At 72.4% G+C, this 23,082-nt stretch carries 23 protein-coding genes and 1 pseudogene; 10 read left to right on the top strand and 14 right to left on the bottom strand.

Annotated features, from left to right (window positions below):
- Nucleotides 1–135: 135 nt before the first annotated feature.
- Together ACFV6D_RS17725 and ACFV6D_RS17720 are read left to right on the top strand one after the other, a co-directional pair.
- Nucleotides 136–2,208 carry a prolyl oligopeptidase family serine peptidase gene (locus tag ACFV6D_RS17725; RefSeq protein ID WP_380560438.1) on the top strand — a complete coding sequence of 691 codons (2,073 nt, stop codon included), beginning with the start codon at nt 136–138 and terminating at the stop codon, nt 2,206–2,208.
- A gap of 169 nt (nt 2,209–2,377) precedes the next feature.
- The gene (locus tag ACFV6D_RS17720; protein WP_380427744.1) at nt 2,378–3,205 is read left to right on the top strand and encodes a phosphotransferase; all 828 of its coding nucleotides are present in this window, start codon (nt 2,378–2,380) and stop codon (nt 3,203–3,205) included.
- A 56-nt stretch (nt 3,206–3,261) separates the two neighbouring features.
- Here the strand turns inward: ACFV6D_RS17720 and ACFV6D_RS17715 are convergent, their stop codons facing one another.
- Genes ACFV6D_RS17715 through ACFV6D_RS17705 form a run of 3 tightly spaced genes read right to left on the bottom strand, consistent with a single transcriptional unit; the run spans nt 3,262 to nt 3,994 of the window.
- Complete coding sequence (locus ACFV6D_RS17715; RefSeq protein ID WP_363369142.1) at nt 3,262–3,384, bottom strand: hypothetical protein; 123 nt, start codon at nt 3,382–3,384, stop codon at nt 3,262–3,264.
- Nucleotides 3,381–3,572, bottom strand: a complete 192-nt coding sequence (locus ACFV6D_RS17710; RefSeq protein ID WP_380560437.1) for a hypothetical protein — start codon at nt 3,570–3,572, stop codon at nt 3,381–3,383. The genes ACFV6D_RS17715 and ACFV6D_RS17710 overlap by 4 nt, the downstream gene beginning before the upstream one ends.
- A 59-nt stretch (nt 3,573–3,631) precedes the next feature.
- Nucleotides 3,632–3,994 carry an ATP-binding protein gene (locus ACFV6D_RS17705; protein WP_380427748.1) on the bottom strand — a complete coding sequence of 121 codons (363 nt, stop codon included), beginning with the start codon at nt 3,992–3,994 and terminating at the stop codon, nt 3,632–3,634.
- A 292-nt stretch (nt 3,995–4,286) separates the two neighbouring features.
- On the opposite strand from ACFV6D_RS17705, the gene ACFV6D_RS17700 reads away from it, so the two are divergent.
- Nucleotides 4,287–5,147: a helix-turn-helix domain-containing protein gene (locus ACFV6D_RS17700; RefSeq protein WP_380427750.1), complete on the top strand. Its 861-nt coding sequence runs from the start codon at nt 4,287–4,289 to the stop codon at nt 5,145–5,147.
- Nucleotides 5,140–5,340: a DUF397 domain-containing protein gene (locus tag ACFV6D_RS17695; protein ID WP_380427752.1), complete on the top strand. Its 201-nt coding sequence runs from the start codon at nt 5,140–5,142 to the stop codon at nt 5,338–5,340. Before ACFV6D_RS17700 ends, ACFV6D_RS17695 begins: the two co-directional genes overlap by 8 nt.
- A gap of 97 nt (nt 5,341–5,437) precedes the next feature.
- Here ACFV6D_RS17695 and ACFV6D_RS17690 read toward each other — a convergent pair whose 3' ends face one another.
- Nucleotides 5,438–6,289 carry a helix-turn-helix domain-containing protein gene (locus tag ACFV6D_RS17690; protein WP_380427754.1) on the bottom strand — a complete coding sequence of 284 codons (852 nt, stop codon included), beginning with the start codon at nt 6,287–6,289 and terminating at the stop codon, nt 5,438–5,440.
- Between the two features lie 4 nt (nt 6,290–6,293).
- Nucleotides 6,294–6,794 (bottom strand): DUF6879 family protein, encoded by a 501-nt coding sequence (locus ACFV6D_RS17685; protein WP_380427756.1) that lies wholly within the window; start codon nt 6,792–6,794, stop codon nt 6,294–6,296.
- 780 nt (nt 6,795–7,574) lie between these two features.
- On the opposite strand from ACFV6D_RS17685, the gene ACFV6D_RS17680 reads away from it, so the two are divergent.
- Both ACFV6D_RS17680 and ACFV6D_RS17675 read left to right on the top strand, forming a co-directional pair.
- Nucleotides 7,575–9,038 (top strand): ASCH domain-containing protein, encoded by a 1,464-nt coding sequence (locus ACFV6D_RS17680; protein WP_380560436.1) that lies wholly within the window; start codon nt 7,575–7,577, stop codon nt 9,036–9,038.
- Nucleotides 9,031–9,450 (top strand): low molecular weight phosphatase family protein, encoded by a 420-nt coding sequence (locus tag ACFV6D_RS17675; RefSeq protein WP_380345489.1) that lies wholly within the window; start codon nt 9,031–9,033, stop codon nt 9,448–9,450. Before ACFV6D_RS17680 ends, ACFV6D_RS17675 begins: the two co-directional genes overlap by 8 nt.
- A gap of 224 nt (nt 9,451–9,674) precedes the next feature.
- On the opposite strand, the gene hutI is transcribed toward ACFV6D_RS17675, so the two are convergent.
- Genes hutI through hutU form a run of 4 tightly spaced genes read right to left on the bottom strand, consistent with a single transcriptional unit; the run spans nt 9,675 to nt 15,121 of the window.
- Complete coding sequence (gene hutI / locus ACFV6D_RS17670; protein ID WP_380560435.1) at nt 9,675–10,850, bottom strand: imidazolonepropionase; 1,176 nt, start codon at nt 10,848–10,850, stop codon at nt 9,675–9,677.
- A gap of 34 nt (nt 10,851–10,884) precedes the next feature.
- The gene (locus ACFV6D_RS17665) at nt 10,885–12,264 is read right to left on the bottom strand and encodes a formimidoylglutamate deiminase (RefSeq protein ID WP_380560434.1); all 1,380 of its coding nucleotides are present in this window, start codon (nt 12,262–12,264) and stop codon (nt 10,885–10,887) included.
- Nucleotides 12,255–13,436 carry an allantoate amidohydrolase gene (locus ACFV6D_RS17660; RefSeq protein WP_380560460.1) on the bottom strand — a complete coding sequence of 394 codons (1,182 nt, stop codon included), beginning with the start codon at nt 13,434–13,436 and terminating at the stop codon, nt 12,255–12,257. The genes ACFV6D_RS17665 and ACFV6D_RS17660 overlap by 10 nt, the downstream gene beginning before the upstream one ends.
- Before the next feature lie 17 nt (nt 13,437–13,453).
- A complete protein-coding gene (hutU, locus tag ACFV6D_RS17655) occupies nt 13,454–15,121 on the bottom strand; it encodes a urocanate hydratase (protein ID WP_363588055.1) in 1,668 nt (555 codons plus the stop codon).
- A gap of 171 nt (nt 15,122–15,292) precedes the next feature.
- Here hutU and ACFV6D_RS17650 point away from each other — a divergent pair, with 171 nt between their 5' ends.
- Nucleotides 15,293–15,862, top strand: a complete 570-nt coding sequence (locus ACFV6D_RS17650) for a Uma2 family endonuclease (RefSeq protein ID WP_380560433.1) — start codon at nt 15,293–15,295, stop codon at nt 15,860–15,862.
- Between the two features lies 1 nt (nt 15,863).
- On the opposite strand, the gene ACFV6D_RS17645 is transcribed toward ACFV6D_RS17650, so the two are convergent.
- Both ACFV6D_RS17645 and ACFV6D_RS17640 read right to left on the bottom strand, forming a co-directional pair.
- Nucleotides 15,864–16,187 carry a hypothetical protein gene (locus ACFV6D_RS17645; protein ID WP_063349091.1) on the bottom strand — a complete coding sequence of 108 codons (324 nt, stop codon included), beginning with the start codon at nt 16,185–16,187 and terminating at the stop codon, nt 15,864–15,866.
- A gap of 59 nt (nt 16,188–16,246) precedes the next feature.
- Nucleotides 16,247–17,116 (bottom strand): MurR/RpiR family transcriptional regulator, encoded by an 870-nt coding sequence (locus ACFV6D_RS17640; protein ID WP_363369166.1) that lies wholly within the window; start codon nt 17,114–17,116, stop codon nt 16,247–16,249.
- Between the two features lie 206 nt (nt 17,117–17,322).
- On the opposite strand from ACFV6D_RS17640, the gene ACFV6D_RS17635 reads away from it, so the two are divergent.
- A complete protein-coding gene (locus ACFV6D_RS17635) occupies nt 17,323–17,754 on the top strand; it encodes a hypothetical protein (RefSeq protein WP_380490462.1) in 432 nt (143 codons plus the stop codon).
- A 91-nt stretch (nt 17,755–17,845) separates the two neighbouring features.
- Here the strand turns inward: ACFV6D_RS17635 and hutH are convergent, their stop codons facing one another.
- Complete coding sequence (gene hutH / locus ACFV6D_RS17630; RefSeq protein WP_363369169.1) at nt 17,846–19,429, bottom strand: histidine ammonia-lyase; 1,584 nt, start codon at nt 19,427–19,429, stop codon at nt 17,846–17,848.
- A 156-nt stretch (nt 19,430–19,585) separates the two neighbouring features.
- On the opposite strand from hutH, the gene fdhD reads away from it, so the two are divergent.
- A complete protein-coding gene (gene fdhD, locus ACFV6D_RS17625; RefSeq protein WP_079135836.1) occupies nt 19,586–20,485 on the top strand; it encodes a formate dehydrogenase accessory sulfurtransferase FdhD in 900 nt (299 codons plus the stop codon).
- Here the strand turns inward: fdhD and ACFV6D_RS17620 are convergent.
- On the bottom strand, nt 20,475–21,674 hold the full coding sequence (locus ACFV6D_RS17620; protein ID WP_380560432.1) for a macrolide family glycosyltransferase: 1,200 nt from the start codon (nt 21,672–21,674) through the stop codon (nt 20,475–20,477). The genes fdhD and ACFV6D_RS17620 overlap by 11 nt on opposite strands.
- 127 nt (nt 21,675–21,801) lie before the next feature.
- On the opposite strand from ACFV6D_RS17620, the gene ACFV6D_RS17615 reads away from it, so the two are divergent.
- On the top strand, nt 21,802–22,398 hold the full coding sequence (locus ACFV6D_RS17615) for a TetR/AcrR family transcriptional regulator (RefSeq protein ID WP_063349086.1): 597 nt from the start codon (nt 21,802–21,804) through the stop codon (nt 22,396–22,398).
- Between the two features lie 24 nt (nt 22,399–22,422).
- Here ACFV6D_RS17615 and ACFV6D_RS17610 read toward each other — a convergent pair.
- Nucleotides 22,423–23,082: pseudogene (locus tag ACFV6D_RS17610) on the bottom strand (sensor domain-containing diguanylate cyclase); the annotation flags it as partial.

The following is a 23,082-nucleotide window of genomic DNA, read 5'->3' as shown; positions in this document are numbered from 1 at the left end:
GCGCCGCGGCGCGGCCCCACCCCCCCCCCCGCGGCCCGGCGGCCGGGGCGGGGGCGCCGCCCGCCCCCGCCCCCCGCCCCCCCGGCCCGTTTTCCGCTCGACAGCGCCGCTCCGACCGTGCCTATGGTGCCCGGCATGACGACCGACCCGTTACCGCGCCAGCTCGCCCGCACCCGGCGCTTCACCCTGGGCGCCCCCACCCACCCGGGCCTCACCGCCGACGGCACCGCCGTCCTGTTCCTGCGCAGCCGCGGCGGCGCCGACCCGCTGGCCTGCCTCTGGGCGCTCGACACCGCCACCGGCCGGGAACGGCTGATCGCCGACCCGGCCGCGTTGGGCGCCGGCCCCTCCACCGACGGCATCACCGGTTACAGCACCGACGCCACCGGCCGGCTCGCCGCCTTCGCGCTCGACGGCGCCCTCTGGCTCGCCGACACCGCCGACGGCACCGTCCGCGCCGTCCCCACCGCCACCGGCGTCCACGACCCGCGGCTCGACCCGACCGGCCGCCGGATCGCCTACACCGGCGACGGCGCCCTGCGCGTGGTCACCGTCGACGGCTCTGACAGCTCTGCTGGCCCGGACGACAGGGGCACCACGGACGACCGGGCGCTCGCCCAGCCCGAGGCCGGGGACGTCGCGTACGGCGTCGCCGAGTACGTCGCCGCCGCGGAGATGTACCGCACCCGCGGCCACTGGTGGTCCCCCGACGGCACCGCGCTGCTCGTCACCCGCGTCGACGAGCGCCCCGTCCACCGCGTGCACCTCGCCGACCCGGCCGACCCGCAGCACCCGCCGCGCGTGATCCGCTACCCGCTGGCCGGCACCGCCAACGCCGAGGTCTCGCTCCTGCTGCTCGGCCTCGACGGCACCCGCACCGAGGTCCGCTGGGACCGCACCGCGTTCGAGTACCTCACCGCCGCCGGCTGGGACGCCCACGGCCCGTACGCCGCCGTGCAGAGCCGCGACCAGCGCACCGTCCGCACCCTGGCGATCGGGCCCGACGGCGCCACCCGGGTGCTCGCCGAACGCCGCGACGAGCACTGGGTCGAGCTCCTCCCCGGCCTGCCCGCGCGCACCGCCGGCGGCGCCCTGGTCGACACCGCCGACCTCGGCGACACCCGGCACCTCACCGTCGACGGCGAGCCGGTGACGCCGCCCGGACTACAGCTGTGGGAGGTGCTCGGCACGGACGGCGAACAGGTCCTGTTCACCGCCCTGGAGGACCCCACCGAGACCCACCTCTGGCACTACGAACCGGGCCGCGGCATCCGGCGGCTGAGCAGCGGCCCCGGCGTCCACACCGGCGCCCGGCGCGGCGGCACCCTCGTCGTCACCACCCGCTCCGAGGGCTTCCCGGCCGGCCGCACCACCGTCCACCGCGACGACCGGACGGCGCACCCGATGGCCTCGTACGCGCAGCCGCCCGTCCTCGCCGCACGCCCCGAACTGCTCCGCCTCGGCCCCCGCGAGCTGCGCGCCGCGCTCTTCCTGCCCACCGGCCACCGCCCCGGCGGCGCCCCGCTGCCCGTCCTGCTCGACCCGTACGGCGGGCCCGGGATGCACAAGGTCACCAGCGGCGGCGCGTGGTGGGGCCGGGTCTCCCAGTGGTTCGCCGACCAGGGCTTCGCGGTGCTGGTCGTCGACGGCCGCGGCACCCCCGGGCGCGGACCGCGGTGGGACAAGACGATCTACGGCGACAAGGCCGGCCCCGCCCTGGCGGACCAGGTCGAGGGCCTGCACGAGGCCGCCCGGCTGCGGCCCGGACTGCTCGACCTCGACCGGGTCGGCATCCGCGGCTGGTCCTACGGCGGCTACCTCGCCGCCCTCGCCGCCCTGCGCCGCCCGGACGTCTTCCACGCCGCCTCCGCCGGGGCCGCCCCCACCGACTGGCGGCTCTACGACACCCACTGGCAGGAGCGCTTCCTCGGCCACCCCGACGAGCACCCGGGACACTACGACGACGGCTCCCTGATCGCCGTGGCCCCGGAGCTGCGCCGCCCGCTCCTGCTGATCCAGGGCCTCGCCGACGACAACGTCTTCCCCGCGCACACCCTGCGGCTCTCCCACGCCCTCCTCGCCGCCGGACGCCCGCACGAGGTCCTACCGCTACGCGCCACCGGCCACCGGCCGACCGACGAGGCCGTGGTGGAGCACCTGCTGCTGCATGAACTGGAGTTCTTGCGGCGGTCGTTGGGCGTGGGCTGAGCGGCGCCCCGCAGCGGGCACGGCGTGCCGCAAACCGGACGCGCGTTCCCTGCACACGTGCAACCGCGAGACGCTCGCCCTGGGGGGGGACGCCGTTGGCCAATGATTGACCAACAGCGTCCCGTTTGGAGCGAGCCCCAACTCCGCTGAGCATCGCTACCGTTGTCCCATGACGGATCTGCGCCGGGCACCGGTGGACGAGGTGCTGGTACGTGTCGAGACGGCCTTGGGCACGCAACTCGACAGGGCGACAGTGGTCCGCAAGCGCCGATCCGTGGGAGCCGGCACGGCGCGTGGCACGTGGGTACGCATCGAGCGGCGAGGGCTCGATCGAATCGGCGTCCAGGGCTGGGACGGCACCCCCTCCGCTGAGGCCCTGCGAGGGATTGCGAAGCCCGCGTGGCTGGCCGGCATCGCCTGGCGGGATGAGGTCGAGCCAGTGATGTGGCGGGCCGATGAAACCGAACTACTGCCATCCGCCCCAGCGGGGTCCGCAGTTGTGACCGAGGGTCCCGACCTGCCGCCCAGCTGGTGGCCGGAGCTGAACGCCTCTCTCGATGCGCTCGCGGGGCAGCGAACGAATCGGATCGCCACGCCGGACACGGAGACGATCACCCAGGAGCTGGTGACTCGGACGATTCGCCAGGTGTTCCCGGGCATCGACGCCACGGTGAGCGAGTGGTGTCCGGCGCATGCGGATCTGAACTGGGCGAACGTGACGGCGCCCGAGTTCTGCGTCTTCGACTGGGAAGACTGGGGTATGGCCCCGCGTGGCCTGGACGCTGCCACGCTGTGGGCCGCGTCGCTTGCCGTGCCTGCGCTGGCTGATCGTGTCCGTGTCGAGCGGAGCGGCGACTTCGCGAGCCGGGACGGCAAGCTGATGACCTTGTTCGTCGCGGCGAAGATCCTCGGACCGTACGCGCATCCCGAGGACCCTCGCCCTCAGGGCGCCCGCGTGTTGGCGGAGCAGGTGGTGAAGGAGCTTCAAGCGGACTGACGCTGAGCGGGCGCCCGCGAGGCCCTCGCCCGGGTGGGCGAGGGCCTTCGCGCGGTTCAGTGCTGGTCGTCGCGGTCGTCGGGGTGGGGCATCTTGAGGGTGGCGAGGACGCCGAGGGCGACGGTGGTGATGGCGAGGGCGAGGAGGGCGAGGAGGATCGCGCCGACGAAGAACTTCACCGGTGCCGCTCCTCGTCGTCATCGTCCAGGTCGCGGAGCAGGCGGAGGAGGTTGAGCAGAGTGCTGACCGGCGCGTTCCCGAAGTCGATCAGGATGCGTCCGTCGATGGTGGTCCCGCCCGTCGAGGCGGACCCCCAGAGGAGCCCGTGCGGCAGGCCGCGCCTGTGCAACTCCCCTAGGAGAGACATGATTTGGGGCTTGGTGTGGTCGCGCATCCGGGGGTCCTCCGACACGATGGGGTCGCGGGTCACGCGCGGGAGTCCAGCTCGTACCAGATGGTTTTGCCGCGCTTCTGCGGGTCGACGCCCCAGCGGTGGGTGAGGCCGTCCACGAGCTGGAGGCCCCGACCGGTCTCGGCGAGGTCGGCGGGCGTGCGCGGCTGCGGGAGGGCGTCGCTCTCGTCGGAGACGGTGACACGGAGGGTGTGGCCGAGGATGGAGAACCAGACGACGGGCGCGGGGGTGTCGCCGTGCCGCCAGGCGTTGACGATGAGCTCGCAGAGGGCGAGTTCGGCGTTGAAGACGGCGTCGACGTCCCAGCCGTTGCGGGTCATGGCGTCCCGCAGGGCCTGCTTGGAGAGGGTGAGCGAGGGGGTGTTACGGGTGCACACGGGAACCTCCGTGAGGCTGTGGTGTGGGAGAGGTGATGGCGGTCGTCGCCGTGAGCCAGGCCACGCGTGACTGCTCTTCGGCGCGCGGGCAGCAGGCGCCTACTGCCCTGGTCGCAGGCATTACTGACGATCCATCGGATCGAGCTGAGAACGACGATAGCGCATCGACTCTTTAATTAAATCCAGACGGGAGAAGGTTCCTCCCAACGGGGGACGGCGCACTCCCAAGCCCGGGTGGATCTGCCGACGACCGGCGCGGCACACTGGCCTCTGCGCCAGTAGAGAGGACGCCATGGCCCTTCGAATCCCCACCTTGCGTCAGCGACGCCTCGGCGCCGAACTACGAAGGATGAGAGAGCAAGCCGGCTTCGGCGGCAGCCACCTCGCCAGGCTGCTCGGGGTGACTGCCGCCCTGGTGAGTCAGATGGAGATCGGGAAGTCGGCCGTCAGCGTGGCGCGCCTGCACGAGATCGCGGAAGCCTGCATGTGCGCCAACGCGCCCTTGGTCGAAGCGCTCGCCGACATGGCCAGGGAGCGAGACCCGGCCTGGTGGGATGAGTATCGAGCGGCACTCGCAGCCGCCCCGATCGATGTGGCGGAGATCGAAGGTCGTGCGAAGAGGCTCAAGAGCTTCACTATCGGCATCATCCCGGGACTGCTACAGACGAACTCGTATGCGACTGCGGTGTTCGCGAGAGGGTTCACCCCTCTCCCCGATCGCGAGGTCGATCGCAGAGTGAACTTCCGCCTGCGGAGACAGCAGATCATCCGGTCCGGCGAAACGCCGTACACGGCGCTCGTCCACGAGGCGGCGTTGCGCATCCAGTACGGCGGGCCCGAGGTGCTCAGGGACCAGCTCGATTCACTCGTCAAAGACTCCGAGCTTTCGGGCGTCTCACTGCGAGTCGTGCCCTTTGCTACGGCTAACTTCCCCGGCCCCAGCGAGAATCTGCTCTACGCGGAGGGGCCAGTGCCCGAGCTGGACACGGTCCAGTCCGACTCGTCTCACGGCTCCCACATCTTCGACTCGCCCGCCCAGCTGGCGGGCTACCGCGCGATCCTGGAGCGCATCGAAGCCGTCTCGCTCCCGGAGAGCGAGTCACGAGATCACATTCGCTCGATCATGAAGGAACTGAACGACAGGTATGAATAGCTCCGAGTGGCAGAAATCCAGCTTCAGCGAAGCAGCCAACAACTGCGTCGAGGTACGTGCCCTTGACGGGGCCATCGAGCTCCGTGAATCCGACGACGGCGAGGTCATCGTCCGCACCACCCACCTCAAGTTCGCCGGCTTCCTCCAGGGCGCCAAGGCCGGCGAGTTCGACCACCTCACCACCAACCCCTGAAGGGAACGCACATCGCCCCCGTCGAGCCGGTGCTCGACGGGGGCGACATGAACCCGGCGTACAGGCCGACTCTGACGATGCCCCGGGGGTGGCGCTCTCAGGCCCCTTGAAGACGGCCACGGGCCGCTTCGATCTCGTTTCGGGCCGCAGTACCGAACACCGCTTGGTCCCGCAGAGCGGCGAACACGCGGACGAAGTACGAGATGTTCTCGGGCCTGGACGTCTGGAACGCCCCCGACCAGAACTCCTGCTTGAGCAAGCTCTCGTCGAACAGGTAGAAGCCCTCGCCAGGGTAGAGCGACCGTGGCCGACCTTGCGGGATGATCCCGATGGACACGTACGGGAGCCTGGACACCTCCAGGAGGTGGTCAAGCTGCCCGTTCATCACCTCAGCACCACCCGTATTGTTAGTTAGCGCTGAGGCTTCCAGGAGGAACGAGAATATCGGCGCCCCGGTGCCGAGGAACCGCTTCCGGACCACGCGGTTCTGTGCCGCTTCCTCCACGTCATCCAACGGCAGGCCGTGCAGCTTGGCATGGATGGTGAACTGCGCCTTGGCGTACTCGACCGTCTGTAGGAAACCGGGGACGAACAGCGACTCATACACCCGGAGCAGCTTGGTCTTCGCGTACAAGTCCATGGCTTGGAACTGGAGACGCTTCATCCCCGGTCGGTGCCACCGCTTGTAGTCGGTCCACATCAGCTCGATCTCACGACTCATCGCGATGAGTTCGGGAGCATGCCCCTCGACGGCACAGGCCGTTGCCCACCTTCGGATGTCTTCCTCGGTCGGGATCTGCGTCCCGTGCTCGATCTTCGACACCTTGGTCTTGTGCCAGCCACAGCACTGCGCGAGCTCGACACCCGAGAGATGGGCATCCCGACGGAGTTCTTTGAGCTGATTCCCGAAAGCGCGCCTTGCGGACTCGGATGGTTCCTGGTCGGACATGTCGTTACGGCTTGTACTCACCATTGAGGGCGCCGAGCGACCATGCTCGCTCGAATGCCTCGTTACAGAGCCGGATCACGTCCGGATCGGTCGAGAGCTGGATGTCGGTCTGTCGGTTGTCTCCCCCGATGAGGTTGAAGACCACCAGGTCATCCCGGATCAGGCAGTCGTTCCCCGGCAAGGGCAGCACCGATACGAGACGGCGGGGAAGCCACCGAAGACGTTCCGTGGGGTCGGCCAACTCGACCGCCATCCGCTGGTAGTCCGAGAGCGGTTCGGAGACGACCCGCACACGCCGGTAAGGGAAGCCGGCAGCGGCCTTCCCGGCCAGGAACGCGCGATGCCCACGCATCGTCTCCTCGACCGTCCCACGGTCGCCTGAGCGCCACGCCTCGAACAACGGGCGGCCCACCTCATAGGAGTCCCGCAGCTCAAACTTCCGCACCTCTTGGACGGGCTCACCGAACAGCAGCTCAATTCGGCATGCCGCCGAGATCAATTCCATAACGCTCCCTGACGTACTTCCGCACGAACACATCCATGGTCCGCCCGGACATCTCCCCGAACGTCTCGTCGTCGGCATGTGCGACGAGCTGATCCCGAACCTTCGGCCCGCGCTATTTGAGCTGCACGATCCATGAGTCACGGTCGGTCTCATAGAACGTCTCGCACTCGACGCCGCCCTGAGAGTTGGGGTCCGTGCAGAAGAACGTAGCGGTCAACTCGTCGCCTTCGCTGCCGTGTTGCCGCATGTTGCTCCCCCCGCGATCCGGCCGCATGTCATCTCCGACCTTCGCCCTACGACCACCCCAAGGTCAAACGTTCGACGGCACCGAAGCTCGCTCAGACAGCCTTCAGCAACTATGAGCAACTTCGTTGAGCGCCGCTGGTCGGTGTTCATACGGTCTACCCCGCACGCCCCCACGCGTCGGTGAAGGAGAGGGAACCAGGCATGTCCGCTGCCGTGAAGTCCACCGGTTCGCACCGGAGTAGGGAGCAGGCCAGTTCGCAGAAGATGGCCGCGCTCCTGAACGAGTACCGGATGGCGCAGTCGGAGTCCCGGCCGGTGCGGTACCCGCTGCCGCCGGGGTGCGAGTGCCCCCAGTGTCGTGCCGGGGGGCACCGGTGAATGATGCGGTCGCCCCTCCCGCGCCGACCGAGGCGGGCGAGTCCCCGGCGTCCGCCGCTGTGGAGCGGCTCAGGACCCAGCATGCCGAGCGCATGCGCCACCGACACCAGCACTGAGCCGGCCGCAGCCGGTTCATGAGCAGAGCGGAGGCACCACTTGAACACCATCGACCTTCTCAGGTCGCCGAACACCGTGCTGGCCAACGCCGTTGACGACGCCCTGGACGTGCTCCGTCCCCGCCTCCTGGAGGCCGGGACGGAGCGGATCGAGTTCACCGTGGGGACGCAGCTCAACGGGCGTCCGCACATCGGCACGCACCTGGTGCAGAGCCTGTCGTTCCTGGTCGCCGAGCGGGCCCGCGATGAGTTCGGGGTCGATACGGCCGTGGACTTCGTGGCTCTGGACAACGCCCCGGCGGAGACGATCACCGATGGCGGCCGGATGTACCAGCTCACCTACCACCACCAGCTCGGTGATCACGGTATCCGCGCCCTGGTCACCGAGTACTACGCCCCTCTTCTGGACGCGATGACCAGCCGCACGGGCGTGGAGTACAGGGTCAGCAGCTACACCGAGCAGCAGGCGGGCCCGGAGTTCCGGGCCGAGTTCCTGCGGACGCTGGAGTTCCTGGATCAGATCCGGTTCTGGCTGGCTCCGGCCAGCGGTACGGCACACATCCGGCTGCCGTGTCCGGTGTGCGGGTGGGCCCAGAAGTACGCCGACCACACGCGGCTGCTGGAGTTGGACGACTCGGGGGCACTGTTCGAAGCGATGTGCCACGAGCACGGCCGCTACGAGGCGGACGTTACGCCGCTCGGCGGCGGGTACCTGGACCTCTCCACCCTGTACCGCAACGTGGTCAAGGAACGGTCCTACCGCCCCGACGACGGCACGTTGCACGTGATGGTGAAGGGCGGCGACTGGGCGTTCGGCTGCCAGCTGGTGGACGGCGCCCACGTCGCGATCGGGGCGCCGGCCGCTCCGGTGCCGCTGCGCGTCTTCACCCCTCAGATCCTCGGCAGCGACGGCGGGAAGCTCTCCAAGAGCCTCCTTCGCGCGGCTGCCGAAGCCGGAGACGCGACGGGAGGCAGCACCGCGGAATGGCTGCTCGACCCGGCCGCCTGGCCCGGCACGCAAGCGGACTACGTCGAAGCGCTCACGGGTGCCGGTGAGCTGATGCTCAGCAGCCCGAGGCACTTCTTCCGGTCCTACACCACGACCGCATTGGAAGCCCTGATGACCACCCGCCAGCCTGCCAGGAACCAATCCCAGGCGCATGGCCGTCCCCGCAACATCCAGATCTACAAGCAGTACTTCGACCTGATCGCCGACGGCTCCAAGACCGTCGAAGTCCGGGTCGCCTACGCCTCGATGAAGCGAATCAGGGTCGGGGACCTGCTCAACTTCACCTGTCGTGGCGAGGAGCGCCTGACCAAGGTGAAGCGCATCGGCACGTACAGGACCTTCAAGGAGATGTTCGGCACCGAGGACGTGAAGGCGGTCAACCCGCACGCGACCGAGGCCGAGCAGTTGCGGGCGATCCACGCGATCTTCCCGCCGGAGAAGGAAGCCCTCGGCGTGATCACGTTCGAGATCGAGCGAGTGAACCCCGATGAGTAGGCGAAGGCGGGTACTGGTGGTCTGCAAGGGGAACCACTGCCGTTCCCCGATCGCCGCCCTGATCATCGCGGAGCGGTCCGGGGGCGCGCTGGACGTGCGCTCGGCGGGCACCCGCAACTGGCACGTGGGCAAGCCCGCGCACCCGCTGATGATCGAGGCCGCTTCCGCCTTCGGCTACGACCTGACCGGCCACCGGGGCCAGCTCCTGGACGAGGGGCTGCTCGGCTGGGCTGACGACGTGATCGCGGTCGACGACGAAACGGCGCTCGCGGTCGAAGCCACCGCTGACTCCGACCAGCCGGTGAGGATCCTCGGCTCGGGCATCACCGACCCGTGGGGCGGCGGTCCCGAGGACTTCGCTGCTGCCGTCCTGGAGATCCAGGAAGCCACGGCCCTGTTCTACGCGGCCTAATCGCCATCCCGAGCAGCCCGGGCTGCCCGTCGCTCCCCCGTGGCGCTAACGGTCAGTTCGAGCAGATGAGAGAACCGCCCCGGCCGAGAAGGCCGGGGCGGTTTGCTTTGTTCGAGCGACGTGATGCGTGACGGCTGGCCGAGGTGCGGCGATCGCGTGGCGATCTGGCTCCGCCGAACGGCATCACCGCAGGTCATAGCCCATATGGCGACAGTTCCAGCTGCTCAGGCCTCCCGAACCCCCGCGCGCCAGACCGCGGCCGTCAGGGGGACACCCGGGCGGTAGGCCAGGTGCACATGCGACGGCGCTTCCAGCAGCAGCAGGTCCGCCCGGGAGCCGACCGCGACCGTCCCGACGTCGCCGCGCCGCAGGGCGTGCGCGCCGCCTGCCGTGGCCGCCCAGACCGCCTCGTCGGGGGTCATGCCCATCTCGCGCACCGCGACCGCGATGCAGAACGCCATCGAACTGGTGAAGCTGGAGCCCGGGTTGCAGTCGGTGGACAGCGCCACCACCGCGCCCGCGTCCAGCAGCCTGCGCCCGCTCGGGTAGTCGGCCCGCGTCGAGAACTCCGCCCCCGGCAGCAGCGTCGCGACCGTGCCCGAGCCGGCCAGCGCCGCCACGTCCTCGTCGGTCAGGTGGGTGCAGTGGTCCGCCGAGGCGGCGCCCAGCTCGACGGCGAGCTGCACGCCGGGCCCGTACGTGAGCTGGTTGGCGTGCACGCGCGGTGTGAGGCCCTTCTCGATCCCCGCCGTCAGAACGGCCCGCGCCTGGTCGCCGTCGAAGGCGCCCTGCTCGCAGAACACGTCCACCCAGCGGGCGTGCGGGGCGCAGGCGTCCAGCATCTCGCCGGTGACCAGGTCGACGTACCCGGCCGGGTCGTCGGCGTACTCGGGCGCGACCACGTGCGCGCCCAGGTAGGTGGTCTCCGGGGTGTGCCGCGCGGCGATCCGCAGCGCCCGCGCCTCGTCCTCGACCGTCAGCCCGTAGCCGGACTTGCACTCGATGGTGGTGGTGCCCTGCCGCAGCGCCTCCCGGACGAACCCGGCCAGGTTGGCCTCCAGTTCGGCGTCACTCGCCGCCCTGGTGGCCGCCACCGTCGTCCGGATGCCACCCGCCGAGTACGCCTGCCCGGACATCCGGGCGTTGAACTCGGCCGTACGATCCCCCGCGAACACCAGGTGGGCGTGCGAGTCGACGAAGCCGGGCAGCAGCGCCCGGCCCCCGGCCTCGAAACGCTCGTCCGCCGCCGGGGCCTGCGCCGCCGGGCCGACCCAGGCAACCGTTCCGCCGTCGATCACCACGGCCGCGTCGGTGAGCAGGCCGAGCGGCCCGGTGCCGTGCCCGGGGTCGTTGGTGACCAGGCTGCCGATGCCCGTGATCAAGGTGGTCCTGGTGCTCAAGACAACGCCTTCCGAAGGGAATTGAACAAAGAGGTCAGTGGTCCAGCACGCCGATCGAGTCCCGCAGCGCGCCCGGCACGTCCGCGACGAGCTGGTGCACGCCGTCCCGGACGATCTGCCGGCCGCCGACCACCACGTGCCGCACGTCGGCCGCCGAGGCCGCGAAGACGGCGGTCTCGGCGCCGAGGCGGGGCGGCGGGCCCGCGGTGCGCACCGAGTCCAGGGCGATCACGGTGAAGTCGGCGAGCGCGCCGGCCTCGACCCGCCCCGCCTCCGGCCAGCCGAGCGAGGCGTGCCCGTCCTCGGTGCCGGCCCGCAGCAGGAGGTTGGCCGTCCAGTGCCCGCGGGTGCGGGTGCGCAGCCGCTCGTTCAGCTCCAGGGCGCGGGCCTCCTCGAACGGGTCGATGACGGCGTGGCTGTCGCTGCCCAGGGTGACCGGGCAGCCCGCCGAGGCGAGCCGGCGGGCCGGGCCGATGCCGTCCGCGAGGTCCCGCTCGGTGGTGGGGCACATGCAGATGGTGGTGGAGGTGTCGGTGAGGAGCCGGACGTCCTCGTCGGTGAGGTGGGTGGCGTGCACGGCCGAGGTGCGCGGGCCGAGCACGCCGTGGTCGGCGAGCAGCCGGGTCGGGGTGACGCCGTGAGCGGCGAGGCAGGCGTCGTTCTCGGCGGTCTGCTCGGACAGGTGGACGTGCAGCGGCGCCTCGCGCACCGCCGCCCACTGCGCGACGGTGCCCAACTGCTCGGCCGGGACGGCCCGCACCGAGTGGACGGCGGCGCCGATCCGGGCGTGCTCGCGGGGCTTGAGCGCCTCCGCCCGCACCGCCCAGGCCTCGGCGTCGCCGTCGCTGAACCGCTGCTGCGGCCTGGTCGGCTCGGCGCCGAAGCCGGCGGACAGGTAGCAGGTGTCGAGCAGGGTGATCCGGATGCCGGCCCGGGCGGCGGCCTCGATCAGCGCCTCGCCCATCGCGTTGGGGTCGTCGTAGCGGGCGCCGCCGGGGGCGTGGTGCAGGTAGTGGAACTCGCCGACGGCGGTGACCCCGGCCAACGCCATCTCGGCGTAGACGGCGGTGGCGAGCGCCAGGTAGCGGTCCGGGTCGAGCGCCCCGGCGAACCGGTACATGGTGTCGCGCCAGGTCCAGAAGGTGCCGGAGCCGACCTGGACGTGGCCGCGCAGCGCCCGGTGGAAGGCGTGCGAGTGGGCGTTCGCCTGGCCGGGCAGCAGCAGCCCGTCGAGGCGGACGGCCCCGGGCGGGCAGGGCCCGCTGTCCGGGGTCACCGCGGTGATCCGGCCGCCGGGGCCGACGGTGATCAGCACGTTGCGCTCGACCACCGGCCCGTTGGGGTGCGGCAGCCAGGCGTACTGCGCCCAGTACGCCACCGGCTCGGTCCCCGAGGTCAAGGGGCTCAGCGACACGCCAGGTCCTCCAGTACGTCGGCGAGGGCGGCGACCCCGGCCAGGCAGTCGACCTCCTCGGCGTGCTCGGCCGGGGAGTGCGACACCCCGCTGGGGTTGCGCACGAACAGCATGGCGGTCGGGACGGCCGACGCCAGGATCCCGGCGTCGTGTCCGGCGCCGGTGGGCAGCACCGGGGCGTCCAGCAGCTTGGCGAGCCGGTCGCGCAGCGGGCCGTCGAAGTCCACCACCGGGGTGTAGGACTCGCGGGTCAGCTCGACCCGGACGCCGTCGCGCCCGCCGCGCTCGGCGGCGGCCTGCTCGATCTCCTCGACCAGCGCGGTGAGCGTCGCCTCGTCGGCGGCCCGGGAGTCCAGCCAGCCGCGCACCAGCGAGGCGATCGCGTTGGTGCCGTTGGGCTCGACCGCGACCTTGCCGAAGGTGGCCAGCGCGCCCGCCTGCCGGGCCTTCTTGCGGGCCGCGAGCACGGTGTTGGCGTACGTCAGCATCGGGTCGCGGCGGTCCTCGATCCGGGTGGTGCCGGCGTGGTTGGCCTCGCCGTGGAAGTCGAACCGCCAGCGGCCGTGCGGCCAGATCGCGCTGGCCACGCCGACCGGCCGGTCCTCGGTGAGGAGGCGGCCCTGCTCGACGTGGAGTTCGACGAAGGCGCCGATCCGGGCCAGCCGGTCGTCGTCCGCGCCGATCGCGCCCGGGTCGTAGCCGGCCCGCTCCATCGCGTCGGGCAGCCGGACGCCGTCGGCGTCGCGCAGCTCGTACGCGGCCTCGCGGGAGAGCACGCCGGCGGACAGGCGGGAGCCGATGCAGGCCACGCCGAACCGGGCGCCCTCCTCGTCGCCGAAGTTGGTGATCGCCAGCGGTCGGGTGAACTCGGCCCCGCGGCCGCGGAGTTCGTCCAGGGCCGCGAAGGAGGAGACCACGCCGAGCGGGCCGTCGAAGGCGCCGCCGTCCGGGACGGAGTCCAGGTGCGAGCCGGTGACGACCGCCCCGCCCGCGTTCGGATCGCCCAGCCAGGCCCACTGGTTGCCGTTGCGGTCCAGCTCGTAGGCGAGGCCGCGGTCACGGGCCTGCTGCTCGAACCAGGCCCGGCACTCGGCGTCGGCGGAGTTCCAGGCGAAGCGGCGGTAGCCGCCGGAGGCGGCGGAGCGGCCCACGGGGAGCAGCTCCGCCCACATCTCTTCGAACGAGGACGTCACAGCTCACCCATCGGGACGCGCACCCCGCGCTCGGCGGCGACCTCGGTGGCCCGGTCGTAGCCGGCGTCCACGTGCCGGATCACGCCCATGCCCGGGTCGTTGGTGAGCACCCGGCGGATCTTCTCGCCGGCCAGCGCGGTGCCGTCGGCGACGGTGACCTGGCCGGCGTGGATCGAGCGGCCGATGCCGACGCCGCCGCCGTGGTGGATGGAGACCCAGGACGCGCCGGAGGCCACGTTGACCATGGCGTTGAGCAGCGGCCAGTCGGCGATCGCGTCCGAGCCGTCCAGCATCGCCTCCGTCTCCCGGTACGGGGAGGCGACCGAGCCGCAGTCGAGGTGGTCGCGGCCGATCACGATCGGCGCGGACAGTTCGCCGGAGGCGACCATGTCGTTGAAGCGCTCGCCGGCCTTGTCGCGCTCGCCGTAGCCGAGCCAGCAGATCCGTGCGGGCAGGCCCTGGAAGTGCACCTTCTCCTGGGCCATCTTGATCCAGCGGTGCAGCGACTCGTTCTCCGGGAAGAGGTCGAGGACGGCCTTGTCGGTCTTGTGGATGTCCTGCGGGTCGCCGGACAGCGCCGCCCAGCGGAACGGGCCCTTGCCCTCGCAGAACAGCGGCCGGATGTACGCGGGGACGAACCCGGGGAAGGCGAACGCACGGTCGTAACCGGCCAGTTGGGCCTCGCCGCGGATCGAGTTTCCGTAGTCGAAGACCTCGGCGCCCGCGTCCTGGAAGCCGACCATCGCCTCGACGTGCCGGGCCATCGACTCGCGGGCCCGCTGGGTGAACTCGGCGGGCTTGGCCGCCGCGTAGTCCGCCATGTCGTCGAAGGCGACGCCCACCGGCAGGTAGGCGAGCGGGTCGTGGGCGCTGGTCTGGTCGGTGACGATGTCGATCGGCGCGTCCATCGCGAGCAGTTGCGGGACCAGCTCGGCGGCGTTGCCCAGCACGCCGATGGACAGCGGCTGCCGCTTGTCGCGGGCGGCGGTGGCCAGCTCCAGCGCGTGCCCGAGGTCCTTGGCCTCGACGTCCAGGTAGCGGTGCTCGATCCGGCGGGCGATCCGCGACGGGTCGCAGTCGATGCAGATCGCCACGCCGCCATTCATGGTGACGGCCAGCGGCTGGGCGCCGCCCATCCCGCCGAGGCCGGCGGTGAGGGTGATGGTGCCTTCCAGCGTGCCGTTGAACCGCTTGTTGGCGACGGCCGAGAAGGTCTCGTAGGTGCCCTGCAGGATGCCCTGGGTGCCGATGTAGATCCACGAGCCGGCGGTCATCTGCCCGTACATGGTGAGCCCGAGGCTCTCCAGCCGGCGGAACTCCTCCCAGTTGGCCCAGTCGCCGACCAGGTTGGAGTTGGCGATCAGCACCCGCGGCGCCCACTCGTGGGTCTGCATGACGCCGACCGGCCGCCCGGACTGGACCAGCATGGTCTCGTCCTGCTTCAGCCCCTCCAGCGTCCGCACCATGGCGTCGAACGAACGCCAGTCCCGCGCCGCCTTGCCCGTCCCGCCGTACACCACCAGCTTCGACGGGTGCTCGGCGACCTCCGGGTCGAGGTTGTTCATCAGCATCCGCAGGGCCGCCTCCTGCTGCCACCCCTGCGCCGTCAGCCCCGTCCCCCGCGCCGCCCTGACCTCACGCGGCCCACTCGCCTGCTGCACCATGTCCTGGCCTCCCTGCGGATGGATTCATTCAGATTCAGCTCGGCTGAATATATCCAAACAATCACCTCCCGACCAGACCCCGAACCCATCCGATCAGCGTCCACGCCGGTACGCCCGCCGGCCGTACCCTGAGGCCGGAAACACCAGCCACTCGGGTCAGCAGAGGACGTCATGGCGACCATCCCCGTACTCCCCGGCAAGCTCCGCCACGCAGCAGGGGCGATCGAGCGGAGTACCGGACTGCGGGTCGAGATCATCGGAGGCATCCTGCTGCTGTCTCCGCCCCGCAGGGGCAAGCACGCCGGCACTGTGCGGCGCCTGCGCGAACGGATCGGATCACAACTGCCCGGCCTCGGCGTCTACGAGGCGGCATCCATCACCCTTCCGGGCGACGAGGACGACTACGCGACACCAGACCTGGTCGTCCTACCCGCGCAATGGGGGAACCAGGACAACCGGCTGGCCCCGCCCAGCGACGTCGTCCTCGCCGCTGACGTGACTCCGCACCCCGGGCGTGTCAGCCATATCGGCACCAAGGCGGACTGGTACGCCGCCGCAGGTGTGGCCGTCCTCCTCGCGGTCGACCCCCGCAAGGGCGTCTGGACGCTCCGCACCCACCCCCGCGACGGCGAGTACCAGGGCGTGCTGCACGGCAAGTACGGCGAGCCCGTCCCGCTGCCCGCGCCGCTGCCCGCCGAGCTGGACACCTCCGCACTGCCGCTGTACGCACCCCGCGCCTGAGTCAGGCCGCGGCGTCGCCGTCCCAGTCGATGCCGATCTCGGCGAGCCAGCGGCGGTCGGCGGCGTCGGGGGTGGGCGGGGTCGGCGGGCGGGGGATGTTCTGGACCGGGCCGAGGCCGTACTTCTCGGCGGCCGCGGCGGCGGCGCGGGCGTCGGGTTCGATGACGCCGACGTGCACGGCGGACTCGTCTCCCGGGTCGAGGACGGTCAGTTCGGGATCGGGCAGGCGCCGCAGGGTGACGCGGCGTCCGCAGGTGGGGCAGGACCATTCGTCGACACCCGAGGCCAGGCGGGCGACGAACTTCATCTCGTGGATCACGCGCATGGGCGGCACCCCCTGCTGTAGGGGATGCCCGGGTTCGTGACGGCTACTCCCCGCCGTGTCTACTCCAAAAACAGGCCACGTGCCGCGGCGGACTGCTCGATGGCCTCCAACCGGGCCTCCGCGCCCGGGAGTTCGTCACACATGCGCTGCAACAGCACCCGGCCGAGCATCATCGGCGCGCACGCGGTGTCGAAGACCAGCCCGGTACCGACGGCGGCCGGCAGCATCAGGTCGGAGAGCTTGGCGACCGGCGCGAAGGCGCTGTCGGCGACGGTCAGCACCGTCAGCCCGCACTCGCGGGCCACCGTCAGCGCGTCCATCAGCTCCCGCGGGTAGCGCGGCAGCGCGAAGCAGAGCAGCGCGGTGGCCCCGGCCGCGGCGGCCTGTTCCAGCCGGTCGGCGAGCATGCTGCCGCCCTCGTCGAGGAGACGGATGTCCGGGTGCACCTTGGCGGCGAAGTAGGCGAAGCCGCGCGCCTGCGCGGAGGCGGCCCGCAGGCCGAGCACCGGCAGTGGGCGGGAGGCGGCGAGCAGCCGGGCGGCGCGGGTGATCGGCTCGGGGTCGGCGAGGAGTTCGGCGAGGTGGCGCAGGTGGGCGATCTCGGCGAGCACGGCCTGCTGGTGCTCGTTGCGCACCGCGTCGTCGGGGGTCTCGGGTGCGGCCGGCTCGCCCGCGCCGAGTTCGCGCAGCTGCTTGCGCAGCGCCGGGTAGCCGTCGTAGCCGAGGGCGACCGCGAAGCGGGTGACGGACGGTTGGCTGACGCCGGCGAGTTCGGCGACCTCGACGCTGGAGAGGAACGGCGCCTCGGTGGCGTGCCGGACCAGCGAGTGCGCGATCCGCCGCTGGGTCGGGGTCAGTCGGTGGCCTTCGAACAGCTGGAGCAGCCGGGCGGAGGGGCCGACCGTGCCGGCCTCGTCGGTGGCGGTCATCAGCGGTACCTCCGGATGCGAGCGATTCGGACGACGACTGTGCAGCAGTGCGTCGCGCCTGGCAAAGACGTCTCGTACGGCGGGACGCCGGGCGAGACGGCCCGAGCGGGTGGGGGCTCGGGGTAACCCTGAATTCTCCCTGAACCCGCCCGGATTCCCCCACCGACGGATGGACCGCGCCCCTGGCACGGGCCCAGGCTGTTCCCATGGACACTCGCCAGGACGACCTGCGGCGCGACCTCGACGCCGCCCTGCACGCTCGCAAGGAACTCGGCAAGGAGTACGAGCCGGAGCTGGTCGACTCGTTCCTGAGCCGCCTGGACGCCCGCCTGGACGCCCGGGTCGAGCGCCGGGTGGCCGAGCGGATGGACGACTACGAGCCCGCGCACCGGCGCCGACCGCACCGCCCGGGGCCGGGGCCGGGGCTCGGCCGGCCCGGCAACCGGTTGGCGGTGATCTCGCTGGCCCTCGGCATCCCGCTCACCGCGATCGCGGCCAGCCCGCAGGGCGGCGGTTTCTTCGGCCTGCTGGTCAGTTGGGCGGGCATCGTCGGGGTCAACTTCGCCGCCGCGTTCGGCAACCGCCGGGACCGGGACGAGCCGCGGTCCCGGTCCCGGTCCCGCGACGACTGGGACTGAGCCCCGCCGCCCGCACCAGCCGTCCCACCGCCCGCACCGGACCCGACGGCCCGTCACGCCGATCTCACCGAACGCACCGGGTCACACCGGGTCAGGCCAGCGGCCCGGTGACCCGCTCCACCGCCCGCACCAGTTCCCCGGAGGCGACCAGCGCGGCCGCGGCCTCCAGGTCCGGCGAGAGGAAGCGGTCGCGGCCGGCGCCGCCGACCCCCGCCTCCCGGGCGGCGGCCATGGCGGCCGTGGTGGCCGGGGCCGTCCGGCCCGCGCCGTCGGCCTGCTGGCGGATCTCCAGGGCGCGGGCGGCGGCGGTGAGTTCGACGGCGAGGATCCGGCCGAGGTTGTCGACGGACTGGCGCAGCTTGCGGGCGGCGGACCAGCCCATCGACACGTGGTCCTCCTGCATCGCGGAGGACGGGATCGAGTCGACCGAGGCCGGGACGGCGAGCCGCTTGTTCTCGCTGACCAGCGCCGCCTGGGTGTACTGGGCGATCATCAGGCCGGAGTCCACGCCGGGGTCGTCGGCCAGGAAGGCCGGCAGGCCGTGCGAGCGGGCCTTGTCGAGCAGCCGGTCGGTGCGGCGCTCGGAGATGGAGCCCAGGTCGGCGGCGGCGATGGCGAGGAAGTCCAGCACGTACGCGACCGGGGCGCCGTGGAAGTTGCCGTTGGACTCCACCCGGCCGTCCGGCAGCACCACCGGGTTGTCGACCGAGGCGGCCAGCTCGCGGGAGGCGACCAGCTGGGCGTGGGCGAGGGTGTCCCGGCCGGCGCCGGCCACCTGCGGGGCGCAGCGGATCGAGTAGGCGTCCTGGACCCGCGGCGCGTCGTCCTGATGGTGGCCGGTGAGGCCGGAGTCCTTGAGGACGGCCAGCATGTTGGCGGCGCTCAGGGCCTGGCCCGGGTGGGGGCGGATCGGGGCGTGCAGTTCGGGGGCGAGCACCTTGTCGGTGCCGAGCAGCGCCTCCAGGGTCATCGCGGCGGTGATGTCGGCGGTGGTGTAGAGCCGCTGCAGGTCGGCGATGGCCATCACCAGCATGCCGAGCATGCCGTCGGTGCCGTTGATGAGGGCCAGGCCCTCCTTCTCCAGCAGTTCGACGGGCTCGATGCCGGCGGCGGCGAGCAGTTCGGCGGCGGGCTTCTCCACGCCGTCCGGGCCGGTGGCCACGCCCTCGCCCATCAGGACCAGCGCACAGTGCGACAGCGGCGCGAGGTCGCCGGAGCAGCCGAGCGAGCCGAACTCCCGGACCACCGGGGTGATGCCCGCGTTGAGCAGGGCGGCCATGGTCTGCGCGACCAGCGGGCGCACCCCGGTCCGGCCGGAGGCCAGCGTCTTCATCCGCAGGAAGACGAGTGCCCGGACGACCTCGCGCTCGACGGCCGGTCCCATCCCGGCCGCGTGCGAGCGCACCAGCGACCGCTGGAGCTGCGCGCGCAGTTCGGGGCTGATGTGCCGGACGGCGAGCGCGCCGAATCCGGTCGACACGCCGTAGACGGGGCGCGGTTCGGCCGCGAGGGCGTCGATCCGCGCCCGCGCCGTCGCCATCTCGGCGAGCGCGTCGGGGCCTATCTCGACCCGGGCGTTCCCCCGGGCGACGGCCAGCACGTCCTCGGCGCTGACGTCGGCCTTGCCGACCTGGACCAGCGGAGCGTCGGGGGCCACAGCACTGTGCATATCCATATACACCATCACATCAGGTGAATGAAGATATGACAACAGGTGGTCGCCATCCGAAACGGCCACGATCGTACGCCCGTACCGGCCAGCAGGATTTTCACCCGGGCCGCCCCGTGCCGCACGCTGGTGCCCACGGACACGCACGGAGGTGGCAGGGCGATGACGCGGGCGACGGCACGGCGCCGGGTGGTGCGGCTGCGGGGGGACGAGCGCGGGGTGCGGCCGGACTCGCTGGCGGCGGAGGAGCCGCTGGAGATCCGGCTCGGCGGCGAGCCGCTGACCGTCACCATGCGCACCCCCGGGCAGGACTTCGACCTGGTGGCCGGGTTCCTGGTCGGCGAGGGGCTGGTGCACACCGCCGAGGAGCTCGCCGCCCTGCGGTACTGCGCCGGGACGGACGAGTCCGGCGCCAACACCTACAACGTCGTCGACGCCACCCTGCGCGGCGCCGCCCGCGCGCTGCCGCTGTCCGCGCACCGCAACCTGCTCACCACCAGCGCCTGCGGTCTGTGCGGCCGGGACACCGTGGACGCCGTCCGCACCCACGTCCGCCACCCGGTGGGCGAGGACCCGCTCACCGTCCCGCCGTCCCTGCTGTACGGCCTGCCGGAGCGGCTGCGGGCCGCCCAGCGCACCTTCGAGTCCACCGGCGGCCTGCACGCGGCCGGCCTGTTCGACGCCGCCACCGGCGACCTGCTCTGCGCCCGCGAGGACGTCGGGCGGCACAACGCGGTGGACAAGGTGGTCGGCTGGGCGCTGCGCGAGGGCAGGCTGCCGCTGACCGGACACGTCCTGCTGGTCAGCGGCCGGGCCTCGTTCGAGCTGACCCAGAAGGCCGCGCTGGCGGGCGTCCCGCTGCTGGCGGCCGTCTCGGCGCCGTCCTCGCTCGCGGTGGACCTCGCCGAGGAGCTGGGCCTGACCCTGGTCGGCTTCCTGCGCGGGGAGGGCGCGAACGTCTACACCCGGCCGGACCGGATCGCCTCGCCCTCCCCCGACACGCCCTCCCCCGACACGCCCTCGACAACGGCGCCCTCCCCCGCCGCGCCGGTCACCCCCTGAGCTCGGCCTCGATCAGGTCCGCCGCGCGGGCGGTGCCGCCCTCGGCCCGGCCGGCGGCGGCCAGCGCCTTCAGCCGCTCGGCCACCGCCGGGTCGTCGACCAGCTCCAGCAGCGCGCCGCGCAGCGCCTGCGGGGTCGCCTGCGCGGTGTCCAGGCGGCGGGCGACGCCGAGCCCCACCAGCGCGTCCACGTTGGCGAACTGGTCGACGGCCTGCGGCACGGCGATCATCGGCACGCCGTGGTACAGCCCCTCACTGGAGCCGCCCATGCCCGCGTGGGTGACGAAGGCGTCCGCCTGCGCGAGCACTGACAGCTGCGGCACCCACCGGTGCACCTCGACGGTGTCCGGCACCTCGCCCAGGTCGGCCAGGTCGGTGTGCGCGCCGACCTGGAGCACCGTGTGCCAGCCGGGCAGGCCGCCGAAGGCCTGGACGCAGGCCCGGTAGAACGCGGGCTGGTGGGTGAAGGCGGAGCCGAGCGAGACCAGCAGCACCTTCTCCGCGTGCGCCGGCCGCTGCCACTCGCCCTGGTGGGCCCGGTCGCCGAAGCACGGTCCGACGAAGGTGACGCGCCGTTCGTCGACCCGGTCCGCGTTGAGCTGCAGGGCACGCGGGATCAGGGCGACGGACCGCGCCGGGCGACCCTTGAAGGCGTCCACGTCGCGCTCCACCGTCCCGGCCTCGGCCAGCCAGTCGGCGAACCGCCGGTAGTGCTCGGCGCCGCCGGGCCCGCTGCGGATCGCCTCGTACACCTCCGCCATGTCCTGCTCGATGCCCTCCCAGCCGACGTAGGTGGGCGACAGCTGCACCACCGGCACGCCCAGCCGCTCGCCGAGCGCCCGCCCGGCGAAGCCCGCGATGTCGCAGAGCACCAGGTCGGGGCGGTCGTCCGCGAAGGCCTCCAGCAGGACGGGGTACATCGCGAGGGCGTCGTCCAGGAACAGCTCCTGGAGCGCCACCGGGTCCTCCTCCCAGGCGTCCGGGCCGCCGGCGAGCGGCAGCCTCGTCGGGTACGGGACGAAGCGGGCGCCGGTCGACTCGACGGCCCCGGCGAAGGAGGCGTCGTTGACGTAGCTGACCCGGTGGCCCCGGGCGACCAGTTCGGCGATCACGGCGAGGCTGGGGTTGACGTGCCCGTGGGCCGGGATCGAGACCATCAGGATGTGGGCGGGGTGCGCGGAGCGGGTCATGGGGGCCTCCAGGGTCCAGAATGAGACGAGACGGTCCGTCTCGTTGGCGCCGCTTCAGCATGATCCAGGCCCGACGCCACGTCAAGACGATACGGTCCGTCTCGCTACTTCGCTTAGAATTTCCGCCATGGCCCACAGAACCGCCCCCGACCCGGCCCGCCGCAGCGAACGCTCCCGCGCCGCCGTCCTCACCGCCGCCGCCGAACTCGTCGCCGACGTCGGCTTCGGCAAGCTCACCATCGAGGCGATCGCCGCCCGGGCCGGCGTCGGCAAGCAGACCATCTACCGCTGGTGGCCCTCCAAGGGCGCCGTCGTCTTCGACGCCTTCCTCGCCGCCAACGAGCACGAGGGCAGCCTCGCCCTCCCCGACACCGGCGACCTCGCCGCCGACCTGCGGGCCGTCCTGCGCCCCGCCGCCGACGAACTCACCGACCCCGCCCTCGACCGCACCTACCGCGCCCTCACCGCCGAACTGCTCAACGACCCGGCCCTGTACGCCGACTACCGCACCCGCCTGCTGGACCCGCTCCTCGACGTCACCCGCGAGCGCCTGCGCAGCGCCCGCGAGGCCGGCCAGCTCGCCCCCGACGCGGACCTCGACCTCGCCCTCGAACTCCTCTACGGCCCGCTCCACTACCGCTGGCTCTACCGCCTCGGCCCGCTCGACCACGCCCACGCCGACCGCCTGGTCGAGGCGGTCCTGCGCGCCCTCGGGCGGGCCTGACCGCACCGGCCACCCGCCCCGGCCTCACACCACCGGGGGCGAGGCCGCGCCCGCCAGGGCGACGGCCACCAGGGCGCGCATGGCGAAGGCCGCCTGGCCGAGCGGCAGGGTGGCGTCGTCGGCGAAGAGTTCGACGAGCCAGCCGCCGGCCGGGTTCTGGCCGCCGGCGGCGACCATGCCGCGGTAGCCGGAGACGACCAGCATGGCCTCCTCGGCCGGGTCGTTGCCGGCCGCGCCGGCGCGCAGGGCGAAGGCGCCGCCGCGGACGGCGCGGCGGGTCATCGGGTAGTGGCGCAGGTCGAAGACGGCGTCCGGGGCCTCGATCTGGGCCCGCTGGGTCTCGGCGCGGGTGCTGCTGGGGCCCCTGGTCATCCGGTAGACGGCGTGCTGGGCGGTGCGCATGAGGTGGGAGCCGGGCGGGACGTAGGAGACCCACCAGCCGACGGCGTCGAGCAGCCGGGCGGAGGCCTCGGCGACGACGACGAGCTTGCCGAGGGTGTCGGCGGGGTGGACGGCCCGGGCGGCGGCGGCCTGGTCGAGGGCCGCGAGGACGGCGGTGAGCAGCTGGCCCGGGTCGGCGCTGTGCGCGGCGCCCCGGAAGCGCCGCCGGTCGCCCGCCCCCGCCCGGCCGGGGCGGGCGCCGCCGGCGTGGGCCCCGTGGTGCGGGTCGGCGGCGTCGGCGAG

The organism is Kitasatospora sp. NPDC059812 (assembly GCF_042732075.1).
Lineage (GTDB): Bacteria > Actinomycetota > Actinomycetes > Streptomycetales > Streptomycetaceae > Kitasatospora.
The sequence above is the reverse complement of the archived record's forward strand: the minus strand, read 5'-3'. Positions and strand labels throughout refer to the sequence as shown.

Coding starts and splice junctions, on each gene's coding strand:
- ACFV6D_RS17725 (WP_380560438.1), top strand. CDS start 136: ATGACGACCGACCCGTTACCGCGCCAGCTCGCCCGCACCCGGCGCTTC.
- ACFV6D_RS17720 (WP_380427744.1), top strand. CDS start 2,378: ATGACGGATCTGCGCCGGGCACCGGTGGACGAGGTGCTGGTACGTGTC.
- ACFV6D_RS17710 (WP_380560437.1), bottom strand. CDS start 3,572: ATGTCTCTCCTAGGGGAGTTGCACAGGCGCGGCCTGCCGCACGGGCTC.
- ACFV6D_RS17700 (WP_380427750.1), top strand. CDS start 4,287: ATGGCCCTTCGAATCCCCACCTTGCGTCAGCGACGCCTCGGCGCCGAA.
- ACFV6D_RS17695 (WP_380427752.1), top strand. CDS start 5,140: ATGAATAGCTCCGAGTGGCAGAAATCCAGCTTCAGCGAAGCAGCCAAC.
- ACFV6D_RS17690 (WP_380427754.1), bottom strand. CDS start 6,289: ATGTCCGACCAGGAACCATCCGAGTCCGCAAGGCGCGCTTTCGGGAAT.
- ACFV6D_RS17685 (WP_380427756.1), bottom strand. CDS start 6,794: ATGGAATTGATCTCGGCGGCATGCCGAATTGAGCTGCTGTTCGGTGAG.
- ACFV6D_RS17675 (WP_380345489.1), top strand. CDS start 9,031: ATGAGTAGGCGAAGGCGGGTACTGGTGGTCTGCAAGGGGAACCACTGC.
- ACFV6D_RS17660 (WP_380560460.1), bottom strand. CDS start 13,436: ATGTGGGCGGAGCTGCTCCCCGTGGGCCGCTCCGCCGCCTCCGGCGGC.
- hutU (WP_363588055.1), bottom strand. CDS start 15,121: ATGGTGCAGCAGGCGAGTGGGCCGCGTGAGGTCAGGGCGGCGCGGGGG.
- ACFV6D_RS17650 (WP_380560433.1), top strand. CDS start 15,293: ATGGCGACCATCCCCGTACTCCCCGGCAAGCTCCGCCACGCAGCAGGG.
- ACFV6D_RS17645 (WP_063349091.1), bottom strand. CDS start 16,187: ATGCGCGTGATCCACGAGATGAAGTTCGTCGCCCGCCTGGCCTCGGGT.
- ACFV6D_RS17640 (WP_363369166.1), bottom strand. CDS start 17,116: ATGACCGCCACCGACGAGGCCGGCACGGTCGGCCCCTCCGCCCGGCTG.
- ACFV6D_RS17635 (WP_380490462.1), top strand. CDS start 17,323: ATGGACACTCGCCAGGACGACCTGCGGCGCGACCTCGACGCCGCCCTG.
- hutH (WP_363369169.1), bottom strand. CDS start 19,429: ATGGATATGCACAGTGCTGTGGCCCCCGACGCTCCGCTGGTCCAGGTC.
- fdhD (WP_079135836.1), top strand. CDS start 19,586: ATGACGCGGGCGACGGCACGGCGCCGGGTGGTGCGGCTGCGGGGGGAC.
- ACFV6D_RS17620 (WP_380560432.1), bottom strand. CDS start 21,674: ATGACCCGCTCCGCGCACCCCGCCCACATCCTGATGGTCTCGATCCCG.
- ACFV6D_RS17615 (WP_063349086.1), top strand. CDS start 21,802: ATGGCCCACAGAACCGCCCCCGACCCGGCCCGCCGCAGCGAACGCTCC.